Source organism: Acinetobacter lwoffii (genome assembly GCF_022967985.1).
GTDB lineage: Bacteria > Pseudomonadota > Gammaproteobacteria > Pseudomonadales > Moraxellaceae > Acinetobacter.
The window spans coordinates 64131-87678 of sequence record NZ_JALJVC010000010.1 but is presented as its reverse complement, the minus strand read 5'-3'; the positions used below and the strand labels follow the sequence as shown (position 1 = coordinate 87678).

The window sequence follows — 23548 nt, the reverse complement described above, 5'->3', positions numbered from 1 at the left end:
GATTAGACCTCCATTTCCAGAACATAGCCGACCAGTTCAAAGCCTAGAGATTCATACAGCTTCACAGTACGTTCAGCATAAATGCCGGTGGTTGTACCGACTTGAATACGATCTGCTTCATTCATCTCTGCCCATACCTTAAATGTTTCAATCAAGTCACTGGCTGCACCTGATTTACGATACTCAGGCAAAACATAAAGACCCTGCTCATAAGCAAGCTTCTGGCCTGTTCGCCAATCAATATCAATCGCACCAATTAATGTGCCAACTGGATTTTCATACTCATCGATCACGATCAGGATAGACTCAAGCTCATTAATTAAATGCGCAAATACATTACGCGCCCGCTTTTCATCAAAGCCCTGTTTCTTAAACCGTGGGGATTCATTGGTTAGACGCTTGCCCCAGTCAACAAGCGTGTCTAAATCTTTTAGTGTTGCTGCACGTACAAGCATCTTTATCTCTCATTCATTGATACCAACATAGCTACACTCTGGACGTGGAAAGGTAGCGGTTTGTTGTGTGTTATTTTTAATTCCATTTCGTGCAAGGTAGCCCAGCCATTCATGCTGACACTGACCGGCCCTGTGTAGGTCAGGTTCTGGAATGCAGACTGATTAAATGACTTATGTTCCAGATCGTACTGATTACACTGGCCACCAATCGAATTACGCACATATAAGACCGTTTCATGCGCCTGAATCTTATGGAACATTGCAGTATTGGGAACTTGACTGTGATCCGGTGGCAGAAACTCAACTTCCATATTGAACGGCTGACCAGCAAACCAAGTGCTGGATGTTGGCTGATTGTCATCGTAGAAATAGCCATCTGCATTCTGGAATCGGTACTGTGTGCTGTTATGCAGGTTTCTGTTTACCAATGCGCCGTTATGCGCAATCTCACAATCCATGAATGATGTTTCGTCCAGCTGCTCAAGCACAACCGCTGATTTACGCGCAACCAGCATGAAGCACAGATCATTGCCGGCAGCTTGAGGCAAGGCACAGATTGAGCGAACAGCTCCACCAAAGTCATGCTGTGCCCAGGCATTCATCTCCTGATCGCGGTTTAAGGTAATACTGGCCACCTTGCCATCATTGAGCACCATCCAGACCAAGCTGTACGGCGTTTGCTGATAAGTCAGTTCCTTGATACCGCCATGATCCTCTGCAATGTGTGGTGCAATGGCTGACAGTTCAGGACTGACCAGACCATCTACCTCATAGCGATAGGACAAAGCACGCAAGCGGTTACCGCCACGCTGGACAAATAGCAGCTCATTGCCCACCAGACACGGACGGACGTTGGATTGTGCGCCGTAGGTTGTGTGCTGTTCAATCTGGGCAGATGCTGGTGTAAATGCACCGGCTGAACTGATCAGGAACTCAGAGCCACCAGTAAGTGCTACCACACCACCACGTTGTGCTAGATGCAGAATGTTGTCTGCCTGTGCAGAAGATGAAGCCATGCTGAATGCACTGGCATCGTCCGTTGCTTCCAAGAAATCACCATCATTCCCGATTGCACTAACCCATAACTGGTTCGGATTGTTCTTTGTATTGGCAAAGACCAGGCGCTGTTTGAAGAATGTCACCGTGGATGGGTAGCCAGTCTCTGCAGTAAACGCTGCAGTATTTAAGATCCATGATTTGGCAATGGCTTGAACGTCTGCATTCAGCTTAACAATGACTTCTCCCAGCACACCCGTTGGAGAAACATAAGAAGTAATTTTGACTTGGCCACCATTAATCGAAATGATTGCCCCCACATGCGCAGGAATGAATACAGACGCATCACCTGCAGTCACAGATTCCCAATCGGTACTATCGACTGCTGGAACCTTACCAGTGCTATCCGCTATTGCACGCCATGTCTGGCCAAGATAAATAACACGCTCACCAATGATGTAGTTTTCTGTTGAACTCCAGTTCGGAAAAGCAGCTGCATTCAGTGAAATGGTTTTACCCACTTCCACGCCAGTCGGCGTTAATGCCACGTTAGGTGTGGTATTGATTTCATCCACCGGTGCGGTGACAAAAGTGAATTGATCAAAATTCCAGTTGTCAAAGTCCTTGCTACATACCAGACGATGTACCGGATGATCGCCCTGGACAAAGAACATGCGATAGCGTGAGTGTGCCACCTGGATCTGTGAAACTTTGGCCACTGTGTTATACGGCGTACTGCCTGTATGGACCACAGATTGCGTTAAAGGGTCATACACCTGCAGTGTATTAATGCCCAAGATCAATAGAAATGGATTATCTGAGTTCGGAACAAAAGGAATTAGGCGCAACGCACCAGCGAAGATGCCGCGAAACTTAGTACCTGGTCGTTTCTTTGCGCCACCTTCTACCAATGGAATTGCATTTAATAGTTTTTTAGCGCCGTTGGCATATTGCTGCACATCAGTTCGCGTATGCAGTAACGGTGACAGCTCACCACTGGACAGGTTATTTTTGAGTAGCCATTGCTTCATTAGTAGCGACTCCCGATATAGCGTGATTCCTCATACACGATGTCTTCAGAAGGTCGTTCTTGCGCATTGATCGTACGTGCACGCTTGATCAGATCACGATATTGCGCTTCTGCCGATTGTCCTGCTGCATCGCTACCAGTATTCGGTTTGCATAGCTTGGCGGCCATTTTAAGTGACATGGCTTCCACCAGCATCGAATCCCAAGAATCTTCGTTATCGTTGTCAAAGATATATTCAAGGTTGATCTGCTGCTGATTGGCCAGAATGTAGCGATTCTCTACTTCATATTTTTCAGTATTGGCACTCACGATCCGGATGTAATCACGCGGCAAAGGAAAGGCATGCTTATAGCCAAAGGCCGGATAAGTGGTCACTGGTGCCAGAATGGTACGCGCTTTCGCACATGACCAAGGATGATCACGCAGGATGGATTTGCGCACCTGGTCATAGATATTCCGGCAGCGCTCAGCACGTGCTGTGTTCTCATCAAATGAAGCGATATTCTGATCACCGATCAGGCTTAAAGCATGGTTGCAGATAGAAGTTCTGGTTGTAATAGACATAAAAAAGCCCTCAAGTTTTAATGATCTTGAAGGCTTTTAAGGACTGGTTTGTTGGGTATCAAATACCGGCTGGCTGTGCTACGGCGCGAACTAAGGCCATAATTCCAGTCTGAATATCAGTCTTACCAATCGTTGCCCAGCGTTGTGGTTCTGCTGCTTTAAATCGGTTGAACTCTTGATATTCAACGCTTGCAAAATCATTTGGAGCGACTTGCGAGCGAATAGCATTAGCTTGTTTGTATTCGAAGTCAGTGCTTAATCGATTAGCTAGTTCATTTTGTAAAGCAAGTAATTCCGCACCTTTCTCTTTGATGCGATTCATTAGATCAATTTCTTCTTTGGTTAGCTCACGATAACCATTAATTTTACGATGTTGATTTTCCATATTCTTATTCCAGTTCTTTCAAACAATTGCGGCACTCTGGCTTGGTATCAGTTCCAATCTCAGTCGCACCATGAAAACCAAAAAGACACATCAGAAGTTGAATCATTTTGGCTGCTCCTTATAAAAAAGACCCGACACCCCATGCCCAAGATGCCGAGCCAAAGCCCCTTAATTAGGCTGGTGTGTAGTCGATTGCTACGACTTTCAGTTCATTGGCACGTGCAGCACCAAATGAATGAACACCACCAACCTGTTTTGCGTTCTTCTTATCCGGACGATTCGAGATATCGAAGCTTGTAATATCTGCATCACCGAAATGGACAGCAGACTTACAGTACATTGCTAGACGCTTGGTTCCGACTGTAGCGCCTTGACCTACTTTTTCATAAGCCACCCAAGTCACACCTAACCACTTGTGACCTATGGCACCATTTCGAAGCATCTCAATGTTTAAGTGATCCGAGCTGGTCAGCACGGTGTCATTTAAGAACTCATTCAGCACATCCGAGGTGTACGTGATAAAGATTTCTTCGCCATTCTGTTCATCACATTCGTTCGCACGGAATAATGTTTTTGCTTTGGTGATCTGCTTTTTCAGCGTACCGAAAGCCGGCGCAATGATTTGACCCGCTGGCAGGTTCACTGTTGAAACAGTTGTGGCACCGGCATCGTCTACTACTTTGCGAGTCACTGGACCAACAAGCGCTGCATAAATAATGTCGTCAATCTTGCGCTCACGTGCGCTGATCAAAAGCTTCATGTATTTGTCTTGCGGCATTGCCTTCAGCTTAGGCAGGTCACGCGGTTCAATTGGAATGAATAGATCCCAATCAGACATTAATGCAGTACGCACACCTACATCTGGATGACTCCAATTAGTGTCACCAAAGCGAGCACCAGAAGCCTGCATTTCCACTGAGCCCATGTCATTGACGGTGAATGACTCACCTTCAATTTTTCCACGGTTCACAACGGTTTTAAGTAGTCGTGATTCGTTTTGCTGTGCCGCAACGTCGTATGTGTCATGGAACTGTTGAACAAACGCCGCTGTGATTTTGTTTTGGTTAGCCATTGGCTAAATCCCCCTTATTGATATTGCTTCGCATAAGCCTGTTCAACCTGCGCATAGACGCGTTTATGGTCTGGATGCTTGTCGTTCAAGTAGGCTTCCGACTGCATTAATTGTTGAATGGATTCTCCACCGTTTTGCTGTGTGTTAGAAGGTGGTAAATCTTCCTGAATGTGCTTACCAATAGCGGCTGCCAGCTTTAACGCACCGATTGGTGAGTCTAGATCCGAAGCCTGAAAACCCAATGCTTCAATGGCCTGTTTGGCCAAGTTCACATTTGCGCCAAAGTCATTACCCCATTCTTCCTGTAAGGCTTCCATTTGCACGGATTGATGCTGTTCATAGGCTTTAACGACTGCTTCAACCTGCTTATTGGTCATGCCTTCATCATGGAATGATTGCAGTACTTCAGCGTTATCCGCTTTAAATGCATCAAAATCGAAGCCATCAATTGAAACGCTATAGGCATCGGCAGATTCTGGTACCGCTTTTGCTGGATCTGTTTCAGTTGTTTGCGTTTCTTGCTCACCAGGGTTCTGCTGTGTTGTCTCAGTACCCGGCACCGTTTGCGTTTCTGTTCCTGCAGGTGGTGTTGTAGTGTGAGTTTGTTCAGTTGTTTGAACGTCTGGTGTGTCTGTTGTCTGTTGTTCATTCATTGTTTTGCTCCATGTGTGCTAGTTCTAGGCTCTCGTCATAGCGAGGGTCGTTTGCTGTGTTAATTCGGTTGATAATGAAGTCCACGACTTCGGCACGGCCCAAACGGCGGCATGTCTCACGTTCGTTGTCAGTGAAAGCATTGCGTTTAAACCGCACGGTGAGTTCTTCTAAAATTCGCTGGCCATTAACGTCCATATCAAAGTGAATCTGGTAGGTTTGCGCCGTTGGCTTTCGATGTGAGCGCCATTTGACGTGGTGACCAAAACCTAATTCGTCCTCTTGCTCCTGAATCAGTTCTTTGAAGTCAGATTCAGGATTAGATAATTGTTCCTTGAGAGTCGATAATTCCTCTCTAGCTTCATAGAGGAGTATGGAAAGCTCATTATTTCCCTCCCTCTCCTTGATCAATTGACTGCGAAACTCATTTACTTTGTTTTCAGCCGCATAAAGCAAAGCGCAGGCAATCAGCGCAAGAATGGCCATTACTGCAAAACCTAAAATCATTGCATCACCTCACTGACCATTTGCGCTTCCAAGCCTTTACCCATACCTTGAGCAACTGCGCCTGTCATCTGCTGCGCCATAGCTGCCTGTTGCTCCTGTGCTGCTGCCTGTTGCTGTTGCTGGGCTTTCTGTTCACGGTATGCCTGAAGTTCATCTGTGGTACGCATGATTGAAGTTGGTGCGCCTAGACCAGCTGCTAGTACTTGTGGTACTGCATCAAGATTGATGTTGTCCAGTGCATCCGGTGCGACTTCAATAATTGATCCAAGTGAAGCCATCAGACGTTCAATACTGGCCACTTCCTCAAGCTTCTGAGCACGTGCCAGTGGTGAAATAAACTTGAATGAAAGGTTACGACCTTGTAGATCCTCTGGTGCTTCGCCTAATGCTTCTGCCCGATATGCCAGACCAAAAGCACGATCAAGGATAGGAACAAGTAACTCAGCCTGCGCACGGCCATACAATGGGCCAAGCTGCTGCCGGATCATATCGACACGTGCATAAATCTCTGCTGCTGTAGGCGGTGTGTTGTAGTGTTGCTGCAGGCTGTCCGCCATCAACTTACGGCGTATGCTGGACTGAATGCGATCCAGTAACGGATCTGCGACCTGAAAGCCCCGACCACTATCCAGACGTTTCATTGCATCTACTTTTCCTGCAGTAACGATCTTGCCGCCACCGATACGTACAGTACGTGGGTTTAAAATCCCGTCATCCTCAGCAATCCAGAAACCCAACACATCAATCTCAGCACTGCGCAAGGTGTCACGCATCAAAGCATTGGCTGATTTGGCATCTGGTAACGCCGTAGACATGATGCCGATTCCGTACACGCTGCCCGGGATCTTTCTAAAACGTGGTACCGCACAAGGGAATTCGTTATAGCCAGATTCTTTCAGGATATTTTTTCCATCTACTTCCACATGATATGAAGCGAACGGCATATTCTTTGGCAGCAATACACGGTTGGTCATTGATGCTTTGACCTTGCGTGGTTCGATCACATGCACAACCTTGAAACGATCATCTGGCCGAGTCTGGTAAGTGTTACGCACTGCATCACTTACTTTGTGTTCACCAAATTCACTGACCAGCTGTGCAGCGGTTTTAGTGTATTCACGATAAATCGTATCCACTTGACCATCTGGACGTGTAGACTCAATAAAGCACTCCCCAATTGGCCAGCACTGATAAGTGAAGCCACCGCCTTTCTCACGGTCAATGTCTTGATAGACCACACCCCAACCAGCAACGGCGAAATCAATGATCATGTCGTAGATTTCACTGTCAAAGTTTGCGCCGTGGATATTGCGGAATAAGAATTGTGCGACCTGTTCAAGCCAATGTTCACCTGGTGTGAGTTCGGCTTGATCGTCCATGCCATCAGGCACAGCTTTAAACCAGATCGCGTTTGCAGGTGTGGTACCTGCAATCAGGTTAGATACAAAGATCAGGATTGATTCGGCAGCAGTAGAATCCAGCAAATCAGCACGCTGTTTCTCTCTGGTGCCTTCAGAACCTGAGCTACCACCAAAACACTGTTGGCGCTCAGGTGCTCCGTACTTGTAGCATTCAGTCCAGTGCGCTTCGTATTTGGCACGTTCTGCCCGAAGCTCACCTAACCGTTTGCAAATTTGACTTGCTCGATCACTCATGCCTTATCCGCCTAGTGTTGATTTCTTTTCATCATCAGATGCAGAAGAAAGCACCTCAGATGCCTTACGCTTTTTACGCTGTGCAACCTGTTCGTTTTCTGCTGTCTGTGCCTCTGCTCGGGCTTTGGCTTCTGCTGCCTGAGCGTCATAGCCTTTGGATGCTGCCTTGGTATCTGTCAGGCCAATGGCATCCGTTACGGTGCTAATGGCCTTGCCTACGAATCCACCACACATGGTTAGTACTCCTCGGTGATCCAGCCGTTAGGGCCTACAACTTGGCGCGTACGCTTTGCTGTCGGGTCGGTAGGTGCATGCTGTGTAGCTGGTTGTACTGCTTCACCTTTGTTTTTCCGCCATTGAAGGAATTCTTCATATTCCTTTTTGGCTGCCAGATCTTCGACAGGTTCAACTGGTGCACCTAGTGAACTGGTTTCATTAGTAGACTGGTCTTGTGGTACTTCAGGTGCTGGATCGTTGCCAGTGATATGCTCTAACGCTGCATCGGCCTGTTCGGCTGTGCTGACTGGTTCCGGTGCCTTCTCTGTTGCACCTGGTGTATTTACTTTGCGAGTACCCATAAAAAACCCTATTCAGTGGTTGATTGAATAGGGTTACTGTGGGGGTATGGGTGTTGGGGTTTGTTGAGTGATTTCTATGTTAGATAATGAGAATTTAATTATGTAATTGTCTAATTTGAATTTAGCAGACATAATGAAATAGGATCACCCATTATTATCAACCTTTAAATTTTTAAGCTTTAATAAATATTTTCAAAGAGGGCATATGGCTACTATAATTCGTGGAATTGATCCACGCTATATTTCCACCCTACCATCTTTAGAAGAAAGAATTGAACAACGTTATAAGATTAATAACGAAACAAAAAAACCTTTCAACATTCAAGAGCTATCTAAACGTATCGGAGAGAAACCAAGCCTTCTATTATGTGCGATGCTATCGGATCCGCATTGTAGTAAGTTTGGTGTTGAATGCTTAATTGAAGTGCTTGCTGGTATTGCTGATAATAATCCAATATATGTTAGTAGTCTTGATTATGGTCCAAATCAAACTAGACCATTTAATTTCACGCTAATGACCCAAGGCTTCCTAAATGAAGAATTTATTAATGTTAACAATCTATTAGGTGAGCGCGATCATGCATGTTTTAGTTTTACGTTTATACCAGAGAATAAAATTTCACAGTCAGATTTACGAAATGGTCAATCAAACATCAAAGGAAAATTTTCGCTTGATTTGACAATAGAGCTACATATGACAATTTTTGCTGATCAAATAAATCATAATACAAAGCAACATGAAAGAATAGTCGAGGATTTTTTAATAGGGAAAGTGGTCATTGAGTTTGATGGCATAAACCACCTTAATGATGAACAAGTTAGAAAGGATAAGCTCCGTGACTCAATGATTCAGGGTGAAGGTTTTACTGTTTTTCGTATTCAAATGCCATACCAACATGCAGGTAAAGGTAGTAATAAAATTAATAAAGAAAATCTTTCAATTTTACTCAAAGGTCAAATTGAAGATATAAAAAATTACTTTAAAAATACATTTCATAATGCTATTTCTGTCAACTACTTACTACACTCATTAATTAGAGAGGGATTTTTAAAAACCGCCCCCCCTATTAAATGATATGGCAAATGATCCCTTAATTAGAACGGATCTCCTGATCCAACTCATCAATCACCTGGTCACATAGGCCGCCGTCTTCAAAAATATCCATCTGGCCAATCTTGTATTTGTATGTCATCCATTCACCTTCCAGTGGGTAGCGTACAATGCCTGTCTCTGTTTGCCATAGCAGAATGAATGCATGGCCATTGTCATAGTTCGGAACGCCACCACGCGCCCATTCTGAAACTGTAGAAGCACCAGACACCGGCAGAACGTCTGCAATCTTTTCGTGTGTCCAGCCGCATTTACCTAAGTCCAAGATCATGCGATTGAAGTCTGGACGCTTGTAATTTCGAAGTTTTAACTTGAACTCTTTGACCTTCTTTTTGGTATGCAGATTGATAAAACGCGCGCGCGCGCGAGGGGAGTTCGTATATACCCCATCTCCACACTCACCACCGACTAGTTGCAGCCCCATAGAACTTCCCATAGCAACCCCTATATTCATTAGATTTCCATCACTTTTATTTTGAGTAATCCGCCTTTAACCACATTGCCCCGGCGTACTATCAGCTCATCAAACTGTTCGTCATCTACGCAAAATTCACACTTCACCAGGCTATCAATCGTTGCTTTCAAGTAATTATCGATATCCCGTCTTAACCGATTTGGAAAATGAAATGTCACCTCCAGTTTTAACCGTGCTGCTGTTTTGATTCTTGGTACCAACATGCTCACCAGGTCATGAAAATCTCTTGCCTCATCACTCAACTTGAAACCGCGTCCAGATTTCTTCCAGTAGTGGTTTACGCTTGGAGGAATGGCCGGCAAATTAAAATCTAAAATAACTTTTTCACCCCCTACGCTATTTCGCTCTAATTTCGCGTCTACGGCGTTTTTTTCTGCTTCATGTATCTTTGCTTCAATTTTGTTTTTAAATTGCACTGTCGCGCATTCCTTGCGCAAATTGTGCTTATTCAAGTGAACTTCTAACTGTTTTTCGCTCCAACGGGTTCCAGTCATGTACCAGCCTCAAATAATTGTTTAGCTTTTTCGGTTGGCAGGAATCCTTGTGGGTATTTTTTATCGCCTGTGATGTATCCAAGCTTCTCAAGTGATGCCAGATACTTCTGCACAGTTCTTTTGCTTACGTCTGAAACCACATCATCCAGAACATCCTGCACATAGGTTTTCTGCCTACGGAACGTAATGAACAAAACGATTTCAATCGTGAGTTCAAACATGTGGCCGTGTGATTGACTGATACTCATGCTGCACCACCTGTACGCTGATCATTCCAATTGCATTCGACTACGCTTAAACCACCTTGCTGAAAACGAGACCAAAGACGATCACCTAAGTCTTTTTGCAGTTCTTCCAGGGTTAAATTTGAAATCAGCATGGTCGGCTTCATGCGGTCATAGCGTGCATATAAAACTTTGTGCACCAGCTCCCGGCGCTTATCACGGTCATGCAATCCATATTCATCCAGAATTAATAAATCGTATTGAGTGAAATCATGGATTACAGATTTCTCTGTAGCGTCTGGTGCATCCCATGCGTGCATGATTCGTTGTGCCAGATCCTCACTGGTGATGTAGCGTGCGTATTTGCCATTTTTCAGCAGTGTTTTCGCCGTTGCGCAGCTCAGATGGGTTTTTCCTGTACCTGTAGGGCCAACCATCACCAGATTGTTTTTATGACCATCCAAGATGTTTTGAGCATGAGAAACAACAAGTCTTAAAGCGTTCTGGTGGCCAGCGTGTTGAACGTTGTAATTCTTAAAACCTGACTGAGCATGACGCTCTGGCAGTTGAGCACCTGCAAAATGCTTTTCACGTACCTGACGATCCACTTCGGCCTGTGCTTGTGCGAGTTGTTCTTCATGGAACTCTACGGCGCATTTAGGGCACTTGTGATATGGACCTGCTTGAACCATGGCGACCTGATGCTTGTTGCAGATCTCTTGAACTTTTTTCAGTCCAAACGAAAACGATGACATTGCGTTCATACGAAGTCCTCCGGGATATCCACTTGGAAGTTTTCAACAGGTGCGTGATAAGTTGCCTGATCTTTCCATGCATCATTCACGTTCAGATTTGCGTTAGATTTCTTGCTGGCTTTTGGTTTTTCAGTCTTCGGTTTTGCAGGTTGGTAATTGCGTAACCAGTTCAACCAAGTGGTCATCCACTTTTGAGAAATACGTTCAGGTTGACCAACTGACCATTGCGCCAGCTCTTTGAGTTGTTCAAGTACGATGTCTTGTGACAGCTTTGGAAAACTCAGAGCTGCTTGCGCCATGAAATCCTGTTTGATTGGGTAGGTCCCAGAAAGATCTTTCAGCGTGTACAGCTTTGGATCCTCAGAGTGGTAATCAATAAAATTCAAAGCACCACGATCCTGAGGAACAAATTCAGACGGCGCTTTATTCTTATTATTTTCTAAAGATTCTATTGGAGTATCTATTGTGTGTTCGGTTTCCGAACTAGTTACTGGTTCGGTAGTCGAACTAGTATGGTTCACTTTCCGAACTGGTTCGGTAGTCGAACTAGTCCTGTTAGTGAACTGATCTTTTAGTGATATCTCATTTAAAACGTATTTTTTTACGCCCCTTGAACCAGTACCAGCAATTGAAACAACCTTGAGTTTTAATAGCTCATCTATGCCATTCCTAACAGTTTCACGGCTTAATTTACGCGCACCTGGTAAGTCACCACCCTGAAGTTGTGAATAGCTGACAAAATCAGACTCCTTGTTATGTCCGTTAATGCGGTTTTCCAGCTCCGCATAGACGTTACGTGCAGCATCACTAATGAATGGCCACACTTCTTTTCGATACAAGCGACTAGACATAACATAGCCCTGATCGAACTTATCGCTATACATGTTCTTTCCAGCCCCTTGTGCTGGTTGTGAAGGCTTCTTAAACGGAATTACTTGTGCAGTATTCATAGCTTCACAACCTCCCCGATACGTGTTAAATTCAACATTCGTTACATGCCTCATTTACTTTCTGAGTGAATGGCAAAAAAAGCTCATCTGGTCGCACACATGGGCTTTTTTTGTGCCGGTAGGTTTCATCAATGGTTCAGGTGTTAATTCAAAAATAGGCGTGTCTACGGTATCTGTGGTCAGACGCATAAGAGATGCGAGATTATTTAAACGTTCCCGAACTTCAGAAATATTTGATATGCCTAAACTTCTAATGTGCTCAGACAAAGTTTTGTTTTCAGATCTAGCAATTGCCTCTAAGTCACGTTTTTCTTCATACGTGCATTTGAACGTGATACTTTCAGTTAATTTCTCGGACATGCCTTCTACCTCACACAGCCTTATCACGCAGCTCAATCCAAATATCTTGATAGGTATCTGGAAAAAGTTCTTTTCTGGTCGAAAGGCCACGATCCTCAGCAATAACAGCAAGTCTGATTTTTCTTTCAGTAGGGATTTTCTTCCATCCACTTACTGATGGAACTCTGATCCCAAGTAATCGAGCAACGGCAGCTGGTCCACCAAGAGCTTCTATAAGCTGTGCATCATTCATGTTGTTCTCCTAAATAATTATCCAATTATTAGGCATTCCTTATTTTTATTCAATAGGAATACCTAATTTATTTCGTGTTAGGATTTCCTAATGAAAACACTTGCTGAACGTCTTAAATATGCCATGGAAGTTTTACCACCTAAGAAAGTTAAGGGGGTCGAACTTGCACGCGCCGTTGGGGTAAAGCCACCATCTGTTAGTGATTGGCTTTCTGGTAAATCGAAAAATATGGAAGGCCCGAACCTGATTCGAGCGGCCCAATTTCTAAAGGTAAATTCAAAATGGTTAGCTACCGGTATCGGCAAACCTACTGATGAAGAAATAAAATCTGAGTTCAGCAACGTAAGTTTTAATAACCTGCCAGTTATGGAAATTCCTGTTTTGGACTTTGTTCAAGCTGGTCTATTTGGAACCGTTGAATATGACGGACTCAATCCTAAAGATAAAACCTATACGACTTATCAAAGTGCAAAACCTTCTGATGTCTTTGGTTTGACGGTTGAAGGAATGAGTATGGCACCCGAGTTTTTACCAGGTGACTCACTTGTAATTGATGCATCTTTAGCACCACAACCCGGTTCATTTGTAATTGCCCAGAATGGATCCTATGAAGCAACTTTCAAAAAGTACCGGGTAATTGGATATGATGAATATGGCCGCGAAGAATTTGAATTGGTGCCATTAAACCCGGATTATCCAACACTATCTTCAAGAGAACATAAAATATCGATCATTGGTGTCATGGTTCGTCATGAACGGAGTTATAAATAATTATGAAAACTAAATTAATTATTGCAGCAATCTTAGGTTTTATATTTTTACACATTATTGATTTCGTTTATTTTAAAAATGAAAAATTCTCTCCTTTTGATGATGTTAATTATCTTGATCAGCAAATATCTTTAAAGCCGGTAATAGTTGATAAAGAAGTAAGTAAATAATATTAATTCTCAATATCGAGTCAATAGAATAAGTTGTTTTTAAGACCCACTGGATTGTGGGTTTTTTTATATCTAAAAAAATAAATCAAAAAAATTAGGAATACCTATTTACTTATTTATTAGGATTGCCTAATATTTGTCTCGTACCTAACAAAAAGCCCGCAGGGACTGGAAATCTAGCGGGCTTGCAAATATGCGAGATAAGTATGGAACAAAACCCTATTCAAAGCAACCTGCCAGAGTTCGGCCAATCGCGCATGACTTCTGAGCACCTGTATCAACACCCAGAGCCGAAATCAGTAGCGAAAGAAATCGCTTCAAATGTCGCTGCTTGGATGCTCCTGTTTTCAATCTTCTTTGGTCTGTCAGTCATGATTTTGCATGCAGCGGAAAAGCAGTCTGCGTATCAGGCGGAAGCGATTGTTAAAGCTGTTGGGGGTGCAAAGTGAATGCCTTTATCGAACTACCAACGGCACAGCTCATTGAAAAAATGAGCAATGATGAATATCACGCTCGTCCTGAGTTCAGTTCAAGTCAGTTAAAAGACATGCTGCGTTCTGGTGCCCACTTTTATTCAAAAAATATCATCAAGGAAGTTGAGCGCGAAACTAAGAAGCACTTAGATTTTGGAACCTTGGCCCATACGTTATTTCTTGAGCCTGAGCAGTTTCATAATGAATTTGCTGTTATCCCTGCGGATGCACCGAAGCCACCAACGGACGTAATGCGTAATGCAAAGAATCCATCTGAGGATTCAATGAAGCGTGTGCAGTGGTGGGATAAATTTGCGGCTGAACATGGCACAAAGATCACCATCACGGAAGATCTTCTCGAAGGCGCTCAACGCATAGCAAATAATTTGTGTTCATTGAGCTCATACAAAGACATGCAAAATAATTATGGCATGGCCGAAGCAAGCATTTTCTTTACAGATCCAACCTACGGTTTAAAGCTTCGAGTCCGTCCTGACTACCACATTGCGCCTTGTTCAGCATTCCCGAACGGCCTGATTCTTGACTTGAAGACCACAACGGATGCACGTGCACACGGATTCGCTAAAAAGTGCGGTGACTTTTGTTATGACCTATCAGCGGCCATGTACCGCGAAGGCTTCCAGGAGTACTACAGCACAGCAGAAAAGCCAGACTTCATTTTCCTTGTGGCTGAAAGTGCTTTGCCTTTCAACGTCAAACAGTACAAGGCATCTGACCTGTTTTTAAGTGTTGGTGAAACCCGATACAACAAGTCCAAAGCCCGACTGGCTGAGTCGCTACTCATTGATGAATGGGACGGCTACCCAACCGAAATGGAAGAAATATTCTTGCCGTCTTACATGACCAAACAAGCTTTAGAAAACGATTTTAACTAATTTAATTTATAGGAATTTTTATCATGAATACTCAAACTCAAGTATCTGCTGCTCCACAAATGAATTCTGTTGGCCTGTTAAACCTTGAAGCGTTTGAACTATCTCAACGTGTGGCGAAAATGCTGGCTAGCTCTACCCTGGTACCAGAACAGTACCGCGCAGTGATTAAGGTCAAAGCCGGTAAAGATCAAAACGGCAACTGGCAGTACCGTGATGAAGAAAATCCGAACGGCCTGTCGAACTGTGTGATTGCACTTAACATGGCAAATCGTATGGGTGCAGATCCGTTAATGATCATGCAGAACCTTTACCTGATTGAAGGTCGTCCGTCTTGGTCTTCACAATTCATCATGGCATCAATCAATAGCTGTGGTCGCTTCTCATCCCTACGTTTTGAAATGCAAAATCTAGGCGAAAAGGAAGTCGAATATCAGGAAACAGCTTGGTCAAATGGTCGAAAACAGAACGTAACCAAGAAGATCAAAATCCAGAATCTGACTTGTGTGGCTTGGGTAGTTGAACGCGAAACTGGTGAACGTCTGGAATCTTCAAAAATTAGTATTGAAATGGCTGTGAAAGAAGGTTGGTACGGTAAAAACGGCAGTAAGTGGCAAACGATGCCTGAGCAAATGCTTCGCTATCGTGCTGCTTCATTCTTTGGCCGTGTGTATGCACCTGAATTATTGATGGGCTTACGTTCTGCAGAAGAAGAACAAGACCGTATTGTTGACGTTACACCGGATCAGGAGGTTGTGACCAAGGCAGATATCAATCAGCTAAAGCGTGCAATCCTTGCAGTGAAATCCCCTGCTGAATTAAATGCTTTGGAAGAACAGGTATTTGATATTGCAGATGATGAACCACGTAAGGAATTGATGAAGCTGGTACAAGCCCAGGCTAATAAGTTCCAACCCGCAAACACTATTGAACAACCAGCTGTGGAAGAAAAGCCAAAAGCTAAACGTCAGCCTAAGGCTGTGGAAGCAGCACCAGTCGAACAACCTGAAAATGCCCGAAACCAAACATCAAATGCGGCAGTTGATGGTGAATTAAGTGTTGATGAACTCAAACGTCTACAACAAGAAGCTGAAGCACTGGTTGAGCAAAAGAAACAGCCAAGCTCTGCGGAAATGAAAAAGGAATATGCCAAAGCTCTAAACACAGCTAAATCACTGGGCGATATTCTGGATATCGAAGAACAGATCGAGAATGACAGTGCTTTGACCCAAGCAGACTTCCAGAACCTGCAAGCCAATATCGAACAGGTACGCGCCAAGTTTGAAACATCACAAGCGCCAGCTGTAGATCCAATTAAAAGTGGATCAGTTAAAAACGGTCTTACCCTCCTGATATCTGATGCCAAGAACGGTGAAGACATTCGACAAGTTGCACAGCAAATGAATGCAGCTAAACCAAACTTGACCGATGAGCATCAACAGGAATTACTGCAAGCCTACGCGCAGAAAAAGAAATTGATCGAAGATCAGTTCGATATGTTCCAAAGCAACTAATACGGATCTGGCCACTCCTTCGGGAGTGGTCTACAGGAATAAATTATGAAAGTTATCCCATTTAATTTATTGACTCCGTTTAGAAACTGGCTGGTGAGAAACGGATACCGTGGCGTGAATCTTGGCGACCACATGACAGCCTGGAAGCCTAAGCACAAACAGATTGAGATCATCGGACTGCAAATGAATAAACCTTGTCAGCCGGTATTTAAAACGTTCTTGGGTCAGTACTTGGAACGCGGAAAAGAATTTTTAGAGGATTTGGAGTGATGGATATTCTGGAAGAAATAGATGTTTTTTTAAGTGCATGTCAGCTGACACAGGATGAATCCAATAACTTAGTTTTTAACGGTAAAACTGGTTGTTTTGAGTCTAAATATCTTGCTGATTGGTTTGTAAACCAGATTAATTTCGGGTGGAAATTATGGCAAGCAGCCAAAGTTAAAACGGTGCCGGAATGGACTGAGTATGAGATGAAGTCGCCACGTATAGATGGTCGTTATCAAATCTTTATTGATGGTGAGCAAATAGCAGCCGACTGGGAGTGTGGTTTTGGATTTTCATGTCCAATTAGTGGTGAAGCATTGATTCAGAAAAAATTACGCATTGGTCTGTGCTAGGTGGAGATCCAAAGGAGCCAGCCAATGAACTTTGATGAGGCTCAATTTCTCTGGTGCACCAACTGGTGCAAAGAACAAGGTTTAAACCCATACGATGCAAAGAATTGGGCAGCGGCAAAAGCAGAATATTTAAAGGAGGTGTCATAATGGAAATTGGCTCAAGCCGATGGATGCCTGAGATTTTTGCAATGTTCGAGGAGCTTAAATCTCAGAATCAATATCTGGTTGAGAAAGTCGAGCGCCTGGAAGAAATTGTAGACAAGAAGCCTTTGACACTAAATACTGCTGAAGCAGCAAAAGTTTTGGGTTATTCAGCGGAATATATCAGAAAGCTTGATCGTGATGGTAAAATGCCAAAACGTGTGTCGAAGGATGGACAGCGCTCTCGATGGAATCGATCAGATATTGAAAAAATGGCTAAATCTAGAAAAACTGGAAGACCGAGAAGCAACTCTTAAAACTGAGGGTTGCACCAAAACTGCACCAAAGAATTATAAGTTATTGATTTTATATGATGTATGGTGGGGATAGAGAGACTCGAACTCTCACGCCCAGAAGGCGCTGCGACCTGAACACAGTGCGTCTACCAATTCCGCCATATCCCCATGGCTGTGTATATTATAGCGATCAGACCTGATTCACAAGTAGTTCTATAAAAAGCTAAATACTTTTATATCAAAAATTAATCAGTTAATTCCCTATTAAGCAAATACTGCTCTATTTAGACCAATATATAAAATTGTTAGACACCATGGGACTGATCCATATAACATTTAAATTATTGAATATACAGATCGCATGAATTATTGCAGCAATACAATGAAATTTACTAAAGCCCTGCCCTTGCAATCATTCGCTAGATAATTTAAGCCCAGAACGCATTGATGTTCATCAATCTTGACAGCAAAAATCTGATACTAAAAAAACCGCCCTCAAATTTCAGGCAATAAAAAAGCAAGGCATTTGCCTTGCTTTAATATGATGGTGGGGACGGAGAGACTCGAACTCTCACACCTCGCGGCGCTGGAACCTAAATCCAGTGCGTCTACCAATTTCGCCACGTCCCCATCAGGGTACCAACTTAGCGTTGGATTTCTTTCAAACTTTGGCAGAGGATCAAGGATTCGAACCTTGACGAACGGTTTTGGAGACCGTCATGCTACCATTACACCAATCCTCTACTTCCACCCAATATCCAGTTACCCAAATATCGATTGGTGGGGACGGAGAGACTCGAACTCTCACACCTCGCGGCGCTGGAACCTAAATCCAGTGCGTCTACCAATTTCGCCACGTCCCCAATGGCTGTGTATATTATAGAGATCATTTCCAGCTGACAAGCCGTTTATCATAAAAAAACACTCGTTTGATTAAATAAGAAACAATCCGAGTTTTATTGTATTTTTCTCATTCAATTTCAGTCATTAAGTAGTCTTTAACCGCTTGAAAATCGGCCAATCTATGCTGCTTCTGCTTACTTAACATTTCTTCTAATAAGTCTTGAAAAGCCTGTAAGTGCTGCGGTAACTTAACTTTCAGACGCTGACAATGCAAAAAGGCCCAATCCAGATAATCTGTCGCCTGTAAACGCTGACCACTCAACCACTCATAAAAAATAACACCCAAAGCATAAACTTCACTTTGTAAGCTTTTAGCTTGGCCTTGAAACAGTTCAGGTGCCATATAACGCGGTGTCGCATTCAGTTCATGCAGGCCATTCTGATGGAGTGTTTGAACATGCTCAAAATCAAGCAGGCAGACCCTGCCCTGATTATTTACAAAATGCTCCTGCTTTAAATCGGCATGCAAATAACCCAATTCTTGCAGACAGATTAAAGGCTCCACAGCTTGCAGCAAATGTTGCCAAATTTGCGTGATAGATTGCTGATGCGGCATGACCTGAAAATGCGCCGGCGCATCGACCAGAATCAAGGCCTGTTCAAAGTTTTCGTGATTAATCGTGAAAGGTTGTTGAATAATTCGATGCGGAAGGAAAAAATTCAGATCCCTTGATCTGGCATAAGCCTGATAAAAATCCAGCTCATATTGCCAGCCTAGTTCAGCATGTGGAGATGATATTAAACTATCAGATCTATGCGATATCTGGGTTTTTAGCCAGAGCGCATTTCCCTTGGCATAATAAAGACGCCGACCAAAACCCAGACTACGGGCTTTGGTTCGTAGTTCAAAATCAGAAATATCGAGATGATCTAAATTAAGTCGTGGCAATGTATTCAGGTATTGGATTAAGTGTATGCTGATAATTTAGCAGCTCCAGACAATGCTGAATAGTTTTCCCGACCCGTTCCTGAGTCTCAATGAGGGAGATTTTTGGCCAAGTAGCCCGCTCCCCTTCACGCTGTAAAATTTTAAACAGATACGGCCGCGGATTTTGCAACATATAGCTATAGTGGCGTAGGCTATATTTACCGACAATATTCACATCACCATAATAACGCTGGTCAACTACACCATAGCCATGATCCAGTAGACGGCGTACAGGAGGCAAGCTACCGGCATGTTCCCGGGCGAAATCCATCATTCCTTTGGTAATCACCGCGCCCTGACGGCGAACAATTCGTTGTGGCCAGCTCAAAGTACCTTTACGGAAACGTGAAATATCATCCTGCATGAATGGCACGATATGCGGGTTGGTCTGACTGGCAATGGTATAATTGATATTATACAGGCGTGCCATTTTCTCCTGCGGAAAATCACTGCGCACGCTGCCATCCACCCAGCGGGTTGAACCCATATAAGGCGTATATTGATCATCATAGCGCTTACTGGTCAAACGAACCGGTGGAAACAGAACCGGCACCGCACAAGACGCCAGTACCGCACTCCAGACCAGCAAATCCGGAGAAGTATAGGCATTTAAAATGCGTGCATCCTGTCCAGCATCATAAGGTGCAACCGCAATATTGATATGCAGACCTGAGGTTTTGAGTGCTTCTTCGAAGGTCAGATCACCCAGATTTTCGACCAGAAATTTTTTTAGATATTTTACATCCGCCAGACCACCATTACCTTTCATCAATTCACTCATGGTGCGGAAATGAAAAGCCTCATGAAAGAAATTATGGCCTTTCAAAATATCAATATATTGCGAAGGTTTGGATACACCTAACATGGCGGTCATGATGGCACCCGCACTTGAACCGGACATTACCTTCGGCAACAAGTCCTGCTCCATTAAGGCTTTGCATACACCAGTATGAAACAGACCCAGCGTCGAACCACCGGAAAACATCAGGGCTGGCTGGCCATAGGCGCGCTGACAATGCTGAAAATATTCGATTTTTTCTTCCATACTGAGACAGGTACAGTCTATTGAAGCAATATAGGCTAAGCCTTGGCTGACTTCTTCGACATAATCTTCAATAATTCTTTTAGTGCCCACATAGGCTTCGGTAAACAGTAGAGGATGGGCAATGTTGGCAATATCGTAGCTCAGGCCTTCGCGCAAAATATACATCAGGTCACGGGTGCGCTTTTGTTGTCGATAGCGTCGTAATTTACCCAGACGATGTGCGATCACTTCTGCATCAAAGTAGGGTGAACTGTTATCAAATTTCCATTCCTGTGCACCTGATTCTTCATCTATTTTCAGGGCAATATATTTCCATTCCTCATAGGACTCAGCCTGTTGCAGCTGCTGCTTGAGCTTTTTAATACGATAGGCCTGATGTGGATTAATATCCTGAGTAAAATCTTTAAACAGCATCTGCCTTTTCCCTATATTTATTCTTGATACAGCTCGTACCCAGAGCCAGAAAATGTGTACAAATTTTCTATCCTCTACAATAACGAAAATTCTCTACTTTAAGCAAATTATCATACTTTTCTGGCTTTGACTGTGAATTTTGCAATGGTACTATCTTAGCCATAATTTTAAATCTGTAATGTTAAATCATGGCGAAAATTGAGTTACCTGACCATATTTTAAATGCCCTTTCGACTGTTCTGCAGCAACTTCAGCAAAGTCTGCCCGAACTAAAACAAATTCCTGATTTTTCTGCTCATGCCTATAAATGGCAACATGGTGAACTCAAACCTATTCATCAGCTTAGACAGATGGAACTGGCCGATTTAAAAGGGATTGAGCGACAAAAAGAAAAAGTCATCCAGAACACGTTGCAGTTTTTAAACGGCTTACCTGCCAATGATGTCTTACTGACCGGTTCACGCGGTACGGGTAAATCCTCCATTGTTCGTGCCCTACTCACCGAGTATGCAGATCAAGGGTTACGATTAATTGAAATCGAACGGGATGATTTATCCGATCTGCCTCAAATTCAGCAACTCATTGCAGAGCGTCCAGAGAAGTTCATTGTCTACTGTGATGATCTGGCCTTTAATGCCGAAGATGAAAATTATCGCAGTTTAAAGAGTGTTCTGGATGGTTCTTTACAGTCCGGTTCCAGCAATTTTGTGATTTATGCGACCAGTAACCGTCGTCATTTATTACCCGAATTCATGCATGAAAATACGCCCGTTACCCGAGTTGATGTGCCGCAATATACTGAATTACATCCTCAGGAAGCGATTGAAGAAAAAATTTCACTGTCTGACCGCTTTGGTTTATGGCTGTCTTTCTATCCAATGGATCAGAACCTGTATTTGGAAATTGTCGAACATTACCTCAAAAAGGCAGGCATGGAACTCACGCCAGAAACCCGTGCTGAAGCCCTACGCTGGTGTCAGGCACGCGGTCAACGTTCAGGACGTGCTGCCTATCAGTTTTCCAAGCACTGGATTGGTTCAACCCAACTAAATGCCTCTTAACAACTTAAAAGCGACCGGCTCAGGTCGCTTTTTTCATATAAATCATTTATATAATGATGATACTCAAAAGAAAATTAAAATTATGGATGTCGGCGCAGTTCTCATTCAACTTAAGCCCTTACACATGCAGCAAGTTCATGACTGGCAGCGTACTTTGAAAGCACGTCAAGACGAAGTAATTGAAACGCTTAAGGCTGAACAGGTTCATGTCGAGTCCTGGTTTTATCTGCAACTTCATGGTCAGGACTATTTGATTGCATATATGCGCGCCGACAATATTCAAAAAGCGCAAAATATTGCAAAACTCAGTACTTTCCCAATTGACCAAGTGCATAAACAGTTTAAAACTTCATGGCAAGCGGTTTATCCCGCCGAATTGTTATTGGATGCTACAGTTACCTGATTTATTAGCACGGCTATTCAAAATAGTTTTGTAATAAAGACTTCTCCCCAATCAATAATAAAAAAAGCCCTGGAAATACAGGGCTTTTTTGACATCTCGAATTATTGTTTATCACCGATAATGGTAGACCATAGCAGGTCATCAATTTCACTGCCATTGAAATAAACAGTAGCCTTCAATGATTCAGGCTGGTTCTGTTTGACCTCAATTACCTGATCATCGCTGTCCTTAATTCTAAGCACGCCCTCTTTTGGCAAATGCTTATAGTTATTTAATACGGTTTCATCCATTTTAAATGGTGTCGTGGTATTAAAATCAAAACTGTAACGATAATCTGCCAGATCAGGCTGACCGATAATCGTACCACGACTGGTTAAGGTACGAATCCCATTACTGCCACTGCCATAATCATCGACCAAGCTGTAATTATAATTACGCACCTGCAGATATTCTTTGCTCTTTGTATCAAACGCGATTCCAGAAGTACCTGCCTGACCGGTCTCGGCGATACGCTGAAATTCCAACTGATCGATTTGATAAGATTCGGATTCACCCATTTCATTTTTAGTTTTACGATGCACAATTGTGCCAGAAATCAGGTAGTCGTCCTTGAGATTAAAATCTACATTTGAACCATAACGGACATTGCTAAAGCTTAAAGTCGTCGTGTCACCATTCACCGTCTGAGTAATGTTTGAGCCTTTACGGTAAGTTTTATCCAGAATAATACAGTTATCTTTATCTGTTTTTAATTTCAGGGTTTTGACCGAACCAGTGGTATTGACTTCCGAACAGATCAGATTTGGATATTTAATACTATTGATGCCCAAATTATAAATTTTGATAATACGTGCAGTACGCCCATAAGGATAATCTGCGAATACTTCTCCAATCATGTGACCTAGAGCAACATTATAGTCGGTATCATTACTGGTATTTCCGGAAATTTTATCGCGAATTTTCTTTACAATATCCTGATCTTCAAACGGGACAAACTCCTCTGAAAGCTCAGGGGAAATACTTTCCTTAGGAACATTTGGAGGTGTAGTGACAGTAGGACTGTCTGAGCTACTTCCCTCACCACCGCCACAGGCACTCATTAAACCCGAAACAAGAGCAAGTCCAAAGATAGAAATCTGCTTTTTCATAAAATTTATTCCCTAAAATTTCTTTGCATTTTTATTTGGTGATCACTAAAGATTGGCCTTCTCGAAACTGAACAGCTCAAATGCTATTTCTGCCGGTGATATTTTTTCTTGGCAGCCAGCTTTATCCTTCGATATCGCTTTATCCTTAAACAAAGAAATTTTTGGTTCTATAATTTTAATGTATATTTCAAACAACAATTATCATAAGAAATGAAGTGCTTATTTGAATCTTGTTCCTTACCAGTGTCACTTTTCAATACAATTAAAGCGCATT

General features: G+C 43.1%; 32 protein-coding genes and 4 tRNA genes. 12 read left to right on the top strand and 24 right to left on the bottom strand.

Annotated features, from left to right (window positions below; translation table 11 throughout):
- Positions 1-2: 2 nt before the first annotated feature.
- The 10 genes from MWG72_RS07990 to MWG72_RS07945 all read right to left on the bottom strand — a co-directional run bounded on the left by MWG72_RS07990 (position 3) and on the right by MWG72_RS07945 (position 7893).
- Complete coding sequence (locus MWG72_RS07990) at positions 3-455, bottom strand: GNAT family N-acetyltransferase (protein WP_247143674.1); 453 nt, start codon at positions 453-455, stop codon at positions 3-5.
- A 2-nt stretch (positions 456-457) separates the two neighbouring features.
- Positions 458-2482, bottom strand: coding sequence for a phage tail protein (locus tag MWG72_RS07985; protein ID WP_247143672.1), 2025 nt, complete (start codon positions 2480-2482; stop codon positions 458-460).
- On the bottom strand, positions 2482-3045 hold the full coding sequence (locus MWG72_RS07980; RefSeq protein WP_247143670.1) for a phage connector family protein: 564 nt from the start codon (positions 3043-3045) through the stop codon (positions 2482-2484). The genes MWG72_RS07985 and MWG72_RS07980 overlap by 1 nt, the downstream gene beginning before the upstream one ends.
- Positions 3046-3103: 58 nt before the next feature.
- A complete protein-coding gene (locus tag MWG72_RS07975) occupies positions 3104-3430 on the bottom strand; it encodes an Acb2/Tad1 domain-containing protein (protein ID WP_224215522.1) in 327 nt (108 codons plus the stop codon).
- Between the two features lie 172 nt (positions 3431-3602).
- The gene (locus tag MWG72_RS07970; protein WP_247143667.1) at positions 3603-4502 is read right to left on the bottom strand and encodes a phage capsid protein; all 900 of its coding nucleotides are present in this window, start codon (positions 4500-4502) and stop codon (positions 3603-3605) included.
- 14 nt (positions 4503-4516) lie between these two features.
- The gene (locus MWG72_RS07965; RefSeq protein WP_247143666.1) at positions 4517-5155 is read right to left on the bottom strand and encodes a hypothetical protein; all 639 of its coding nucleotides are present in this window, start codon (positions 5153-5155) and stop codon (positions 4517-4519) included.
- Entirely contained in the window at positions 5148-5660 is a 513-nt protein-coding gene (locus MWG72_RS07960; RefSeq protein ID WP_247143664.1) for a Bbp19 family protein, read from the bottom strand. The genes MWG72_RS07965 and MWG72_RS07960 overlap by 8 nt, the downstream gene beginning before the upstream one ends.
- On the bottom strand, positions 5657-7315 hold the full coding sequence (locus MWG72_RS07955) for a portal protein (RefSeq protein ID WP_247143662.1): 1659 nt from the start codon (positions 7313-7315) through the stop codon (positions 5657-5659). Before MWG72_RS07955 ends, MWG72_RS07960 begins: the two co-directional genes overlap by 4 nt.
- Positions 7316-7318: 3 nt before the next feature.
- Complete coding sequence (locus MWG72_RS07950) at positions 7319-7549, bottom strand: hypothetical protein (RefSeq protein ID WP_174894504.1); 231 nt, start codon at positions 7547-7549, stop codon at positions 7319-7321.
- A gap of 2 nt (positions 7550-7551) precedes the next feature.
- The gene (locus MWG72_RS07945) at positions 7552-7893 is read right to left on the bottom strand and encodes a hypothetical protein (protein ID WP_247143660.1); all 342 of its coding nucleotides are present in this window, start codon (positions 7891-7893) and stop codon (positions 7552-7554) included.
- Between the two features lie 205 nt (positions 7894-8098).
- Between MWG72_RS07945 and MWG72_RS07940 the strand changes: the two genes are divergently transcribed.
- A complete protein-coding gene (locus MWG72_RS07940) occupies positions 8099-8968 on the top strand; it encodes a DUF559 domain-containing protein (protein ID WP_247143659.1) in 870 nt (289 codons plus the stop codon).
- A 16-nt stretch (positions 8969-8984) separates the two neighbouring features.
- On the opposite strand, the gene MWG72_RS07935 is transcribed toward MWG72_RS07940, so the two are convergent.
- The 7 genes from MWG72_RS07935 to MWG72_RS07905 form a co-directional block, all read right to left on the bottom strand.
- Positions 8985-9428 (bottom strand): hypothetical protein, encoded by a 444-nt coding sequence (locus tag MWG72_RS07935; protein ID WP_420908504.1) that lies wholly within the window; start codon positions 9426-9428, stop codon positions 8985-8987.
- Between the two features lie 29 nt (positions 9429-9457).
- A complete protein-coding gene (locus MWG72_RS07930) occupies positions 9458-9973 on the bottom strand; it encodes a RusA family crossover junction endodeoxyribonuclease (protein ID WP_247143657.1) in 516 nt (171 codons plus the stop codon).
- Positions 9970-10221 (bottom strand): hypothetical protein, encoded by a 252-nt coding sequence (locus MWG72_RS07925; protein ID WP_153566352.1) that lies wholly within the window; start codon positions 10219-10221, stop codon positions 9970-9972. The genes MWG72_RS07930 and MWG72_RS07925 overlap by 4 nt, the downstream gene beginning before the upstream one ends.
- A complete protein-coding gene (locus tag MWG72_RS07920; protein WP_247143655.1) occupies positions 10218-10961 on the bottom strand; it encodes an ATP-binding protein in 744 nt (247 codons plus the stop codon). The genes MWG72_RS07925 and MWG72_RS07920 overlap by 4 nt, the downstream gene beginning before the upstream one ends.
- Complete coding sequence (locus MWG72_RS07915) at positions 10958-11803, bottom strand: hypothetical protein (RefSeq protein WP_247143653.1); 846 nt, start codon at positions 11801-11803, stop codon at positions 10958-10960. Before MWG72_RS07915 ends, MWG72_RS07920 begins: the two co-directional genes overlap by 4 nt.
- Before the next feature lie 153 nt (positions 11804-11956).
- Positions 11957-12262: a hypothetical protein gene (locus MWG72_RS07910; protein ID WP_247143652.1), complete on the bottom strand. Its 306-nt coding sequence runs from the start codon at positions 12260-12262 to the stop codon at positions 11957-11959.
- Between the two features lie 10 nt (positions 12263-12272).
- A complete protein-coding gene (locus MWG72_RS07905; protein WP_064096023.1) occupies positions 12273-12494 on the bottom strand; it encodes a Cro/CI family transcriptional regulator in 222 nt (73 codons plus the stop codon).
- A 90-nt stretch (positions 12495-12584) separates the two neighbouring features.
- Between MWG72_RS07905 and MWG72_RS07900 the strand changes: the two genes are divergently transcribed.
- From MWG72_RS07900 to MWG72_RS07865, 9 genes are all read left to right on the top strand, one after another.
- The gene (locus MWG72_RS07900; protein ID WP_247143651.1) at positions 12585-13265 is read left to right on the top strand and encodes a LexA family protein; all 681 of its coding nucleotides are present in this window, start codon (positions 12585-12587) and stop codon (positions 13263-13265) included.
- Positions 13266-13267: 2 nt separating this feature from the next.
- Positions 13268-13435 (top strand): hypothetical protein, encoded by a 168-nt coding sequence (locus MWG72_RS07895; RefSeq protein ID WP_247143650.1) that lies wholly within the window; start codon positions 13268-13270, stop codon positions 13433-13435.
- 206 nt (positions 13436-13641) lie between these two features.
- On the top strand, positions 13642-13884 hold the full coding sequence (locus tag MWG72_RS07890; protein WP_247143648.1) for a hypothetical protein: 243 nt from the start codon (positions 13642-13644) through the stop codon (positions 13882-13884).
- Complete coding sequence (locus MWG72_RS07885) at positions 13881-14804, top strand: PD-(D/E)XK nuclease-like domain-containing protein (RefSeq protein ID WP_247143646.1); 924 nt, start codon at positions 13881-13883, stop codon at positions 14802-14804. The genes MWG72_RS07890 and MWG72_RS07885 overlap by 4 nt, the downstream gene beginning before the upstream one ends.
- A gap of 23 nt (positions 14805-14827) precedes the next feature.
- Positions 14828-16315 (top strand): recombinase RecT, encoded by a 1488-nt coding sequence (locus MWG72_RS07880; protein WP_247143644.1) that lies wholly within the window; start codon positions 14828-14830, stop codon positions 16313-16315.
- Positions 16316-16360: 45 nt separating this feature from the next.
- The gene (locus MWG72_RS07875) at positions 16361-16585 is read left to right on the top strand and encodes a hypothetical protein (protein WP_247143642.1); all 225 of its coding nucleotides are present in this window, start codon (positions 16361-16363) and stop codon (positions 16583-16585) included.
- Positions 16585-16935: a hypothetical protein gene (locus MWG72_RS07870; RefSeq protein WP_247143640.1), complete on the top strand. Its 351-nt coding sequence runs from the start codon at positions 16585-16587 to the stop codon at positions 16933-16935. The genes MWG72_RS07875 and MWG72_RS07870 overlap by 1 nt, the downstream gene beginning before the upstream one ends.
- Before the next feature lie 24 nt (positions 16936-16959).
- The gene (locus tag MWG72_RS15530; protein ID WP_276520266.1) at positions 16960-17082 is read left to right on the top strand and encodes a hypothetical protein; all 123 of its coding nucleotides are present in this window, start codon (positions 16960-16962) and stop codon (positions 17080-17082) included.
- On the top strand, positions 17082-17393 hold the full coding sequence (locus MWG72_RS07865; RefSeq protein WP_247143638.1) for a helix-turn-helix transcriptional regulator: 312 nt from the start codon (positions 17082-17084) through the stop codon (positions 17391-17393). The genes MWG72_RS15530 and MWG72_RS07865 overlap by 1 nt, the downstream gene beginning before the upstream one ends.
- Positions 17394-17454: 61 nt before the next feature.
- Here MWG72_RS07865 and MWG72_RS07860 read toward each other — a convergent pair.
- From MWG72_RS07860 to MWG72_RS07835, 6 genes are all read right to left on the bottom strand, one after another.
- Positions 17455-17540 (bottom strand) — tRNA-Leu (locus MWG72_RS07860).
- Positions 17541-17917: 377 nt separating this feature from the next.
- Positions 17918-18002 (bottom strand) — tRNA-Leu (locus MWG72_RS07855).
- A gap of 39 nt (positions 18003-18041) precedes the next feature.
- Positions 18042-18115: transfer RNA gene (locus MWG72_RS07850), tRNA-Trp, on the bottom strand.
- A gap of 35 nt (positions 18116-18150) precedes the next feature.
- Positions 18151-18235 (bottom strand) — tRNA-Leu (locus tag MWG72_RS07845).
- 107 nt (positions 18236-18342) lie between these two features.
- Complete coding sequence (locus MWG72_RS07840; protein WP_247143636.1) at positions 18343-19164, bottom strand: protein kinase domain-containing protein; 822 nt, start codon at positions 19162-19164, stop codon at positions 18343-18345.
- Positions 19151-20662, bottom strand: coding sequence for a DUF3336 domain-containing protein (locus MWG72_RS07835; protein WP_247143634.1), 1512 nt, complete (start codon positions 20660-20662; stop codon positions 19151-19153). Before MWG72_RS07835 ends, MWG72_RS07840 begins: the two co-directional genes overlap by 14 nt.
- 188 nt (positions 20663-20850) lie before the next feature.
- Between MWG72_RS07835 and MWG72_RS07830 the strand changes: the two genes are divergently transcribed.
- Positions 20851-21723 carry an ATP-binding protein gene (locus tag MWG72_RS07830; protein ID WP_004280026.1) on the top strand — a complete coding sequence of 291 codons (873 nt, stop codon included), beginning with the start codon at positions 20851-20853 and terminating at the stop codon, positions 21721-21723.
- Positions 21713-22126, top strand: a complete 414-nt coding sequence (locus tag MWG72_RS07825) for a DUF6176 family protein (protein WP_004646620.1) — start codon at positions 21713-21715, stop codon at positions 22124-22126. The genes MWG72_RS07830 and MWG72_RS07825 overlap by 11 nt, the downstream gene beginning before the upstream one ends.
- A 101-nt stretch (positions 22127-22227) precedes the next feature.
- Here MWG72_RS07825 and MWG72_RS07820 read toward each other — a convergent pair whose 3' ends face one another.
- Positions 22228-23274: a hypothetical protein gene (locus MWG72_RS07820; RefSeq protein ID WP_243474840.1), complete on the bottom strand. Its 1047-nt coding sequence runs from the start codon at positions 23272-23274 to the stop codon at positions 22228-22230.
- Between the last annotated feature and the right edge of the window lie 274 nt (positions 23275-23548).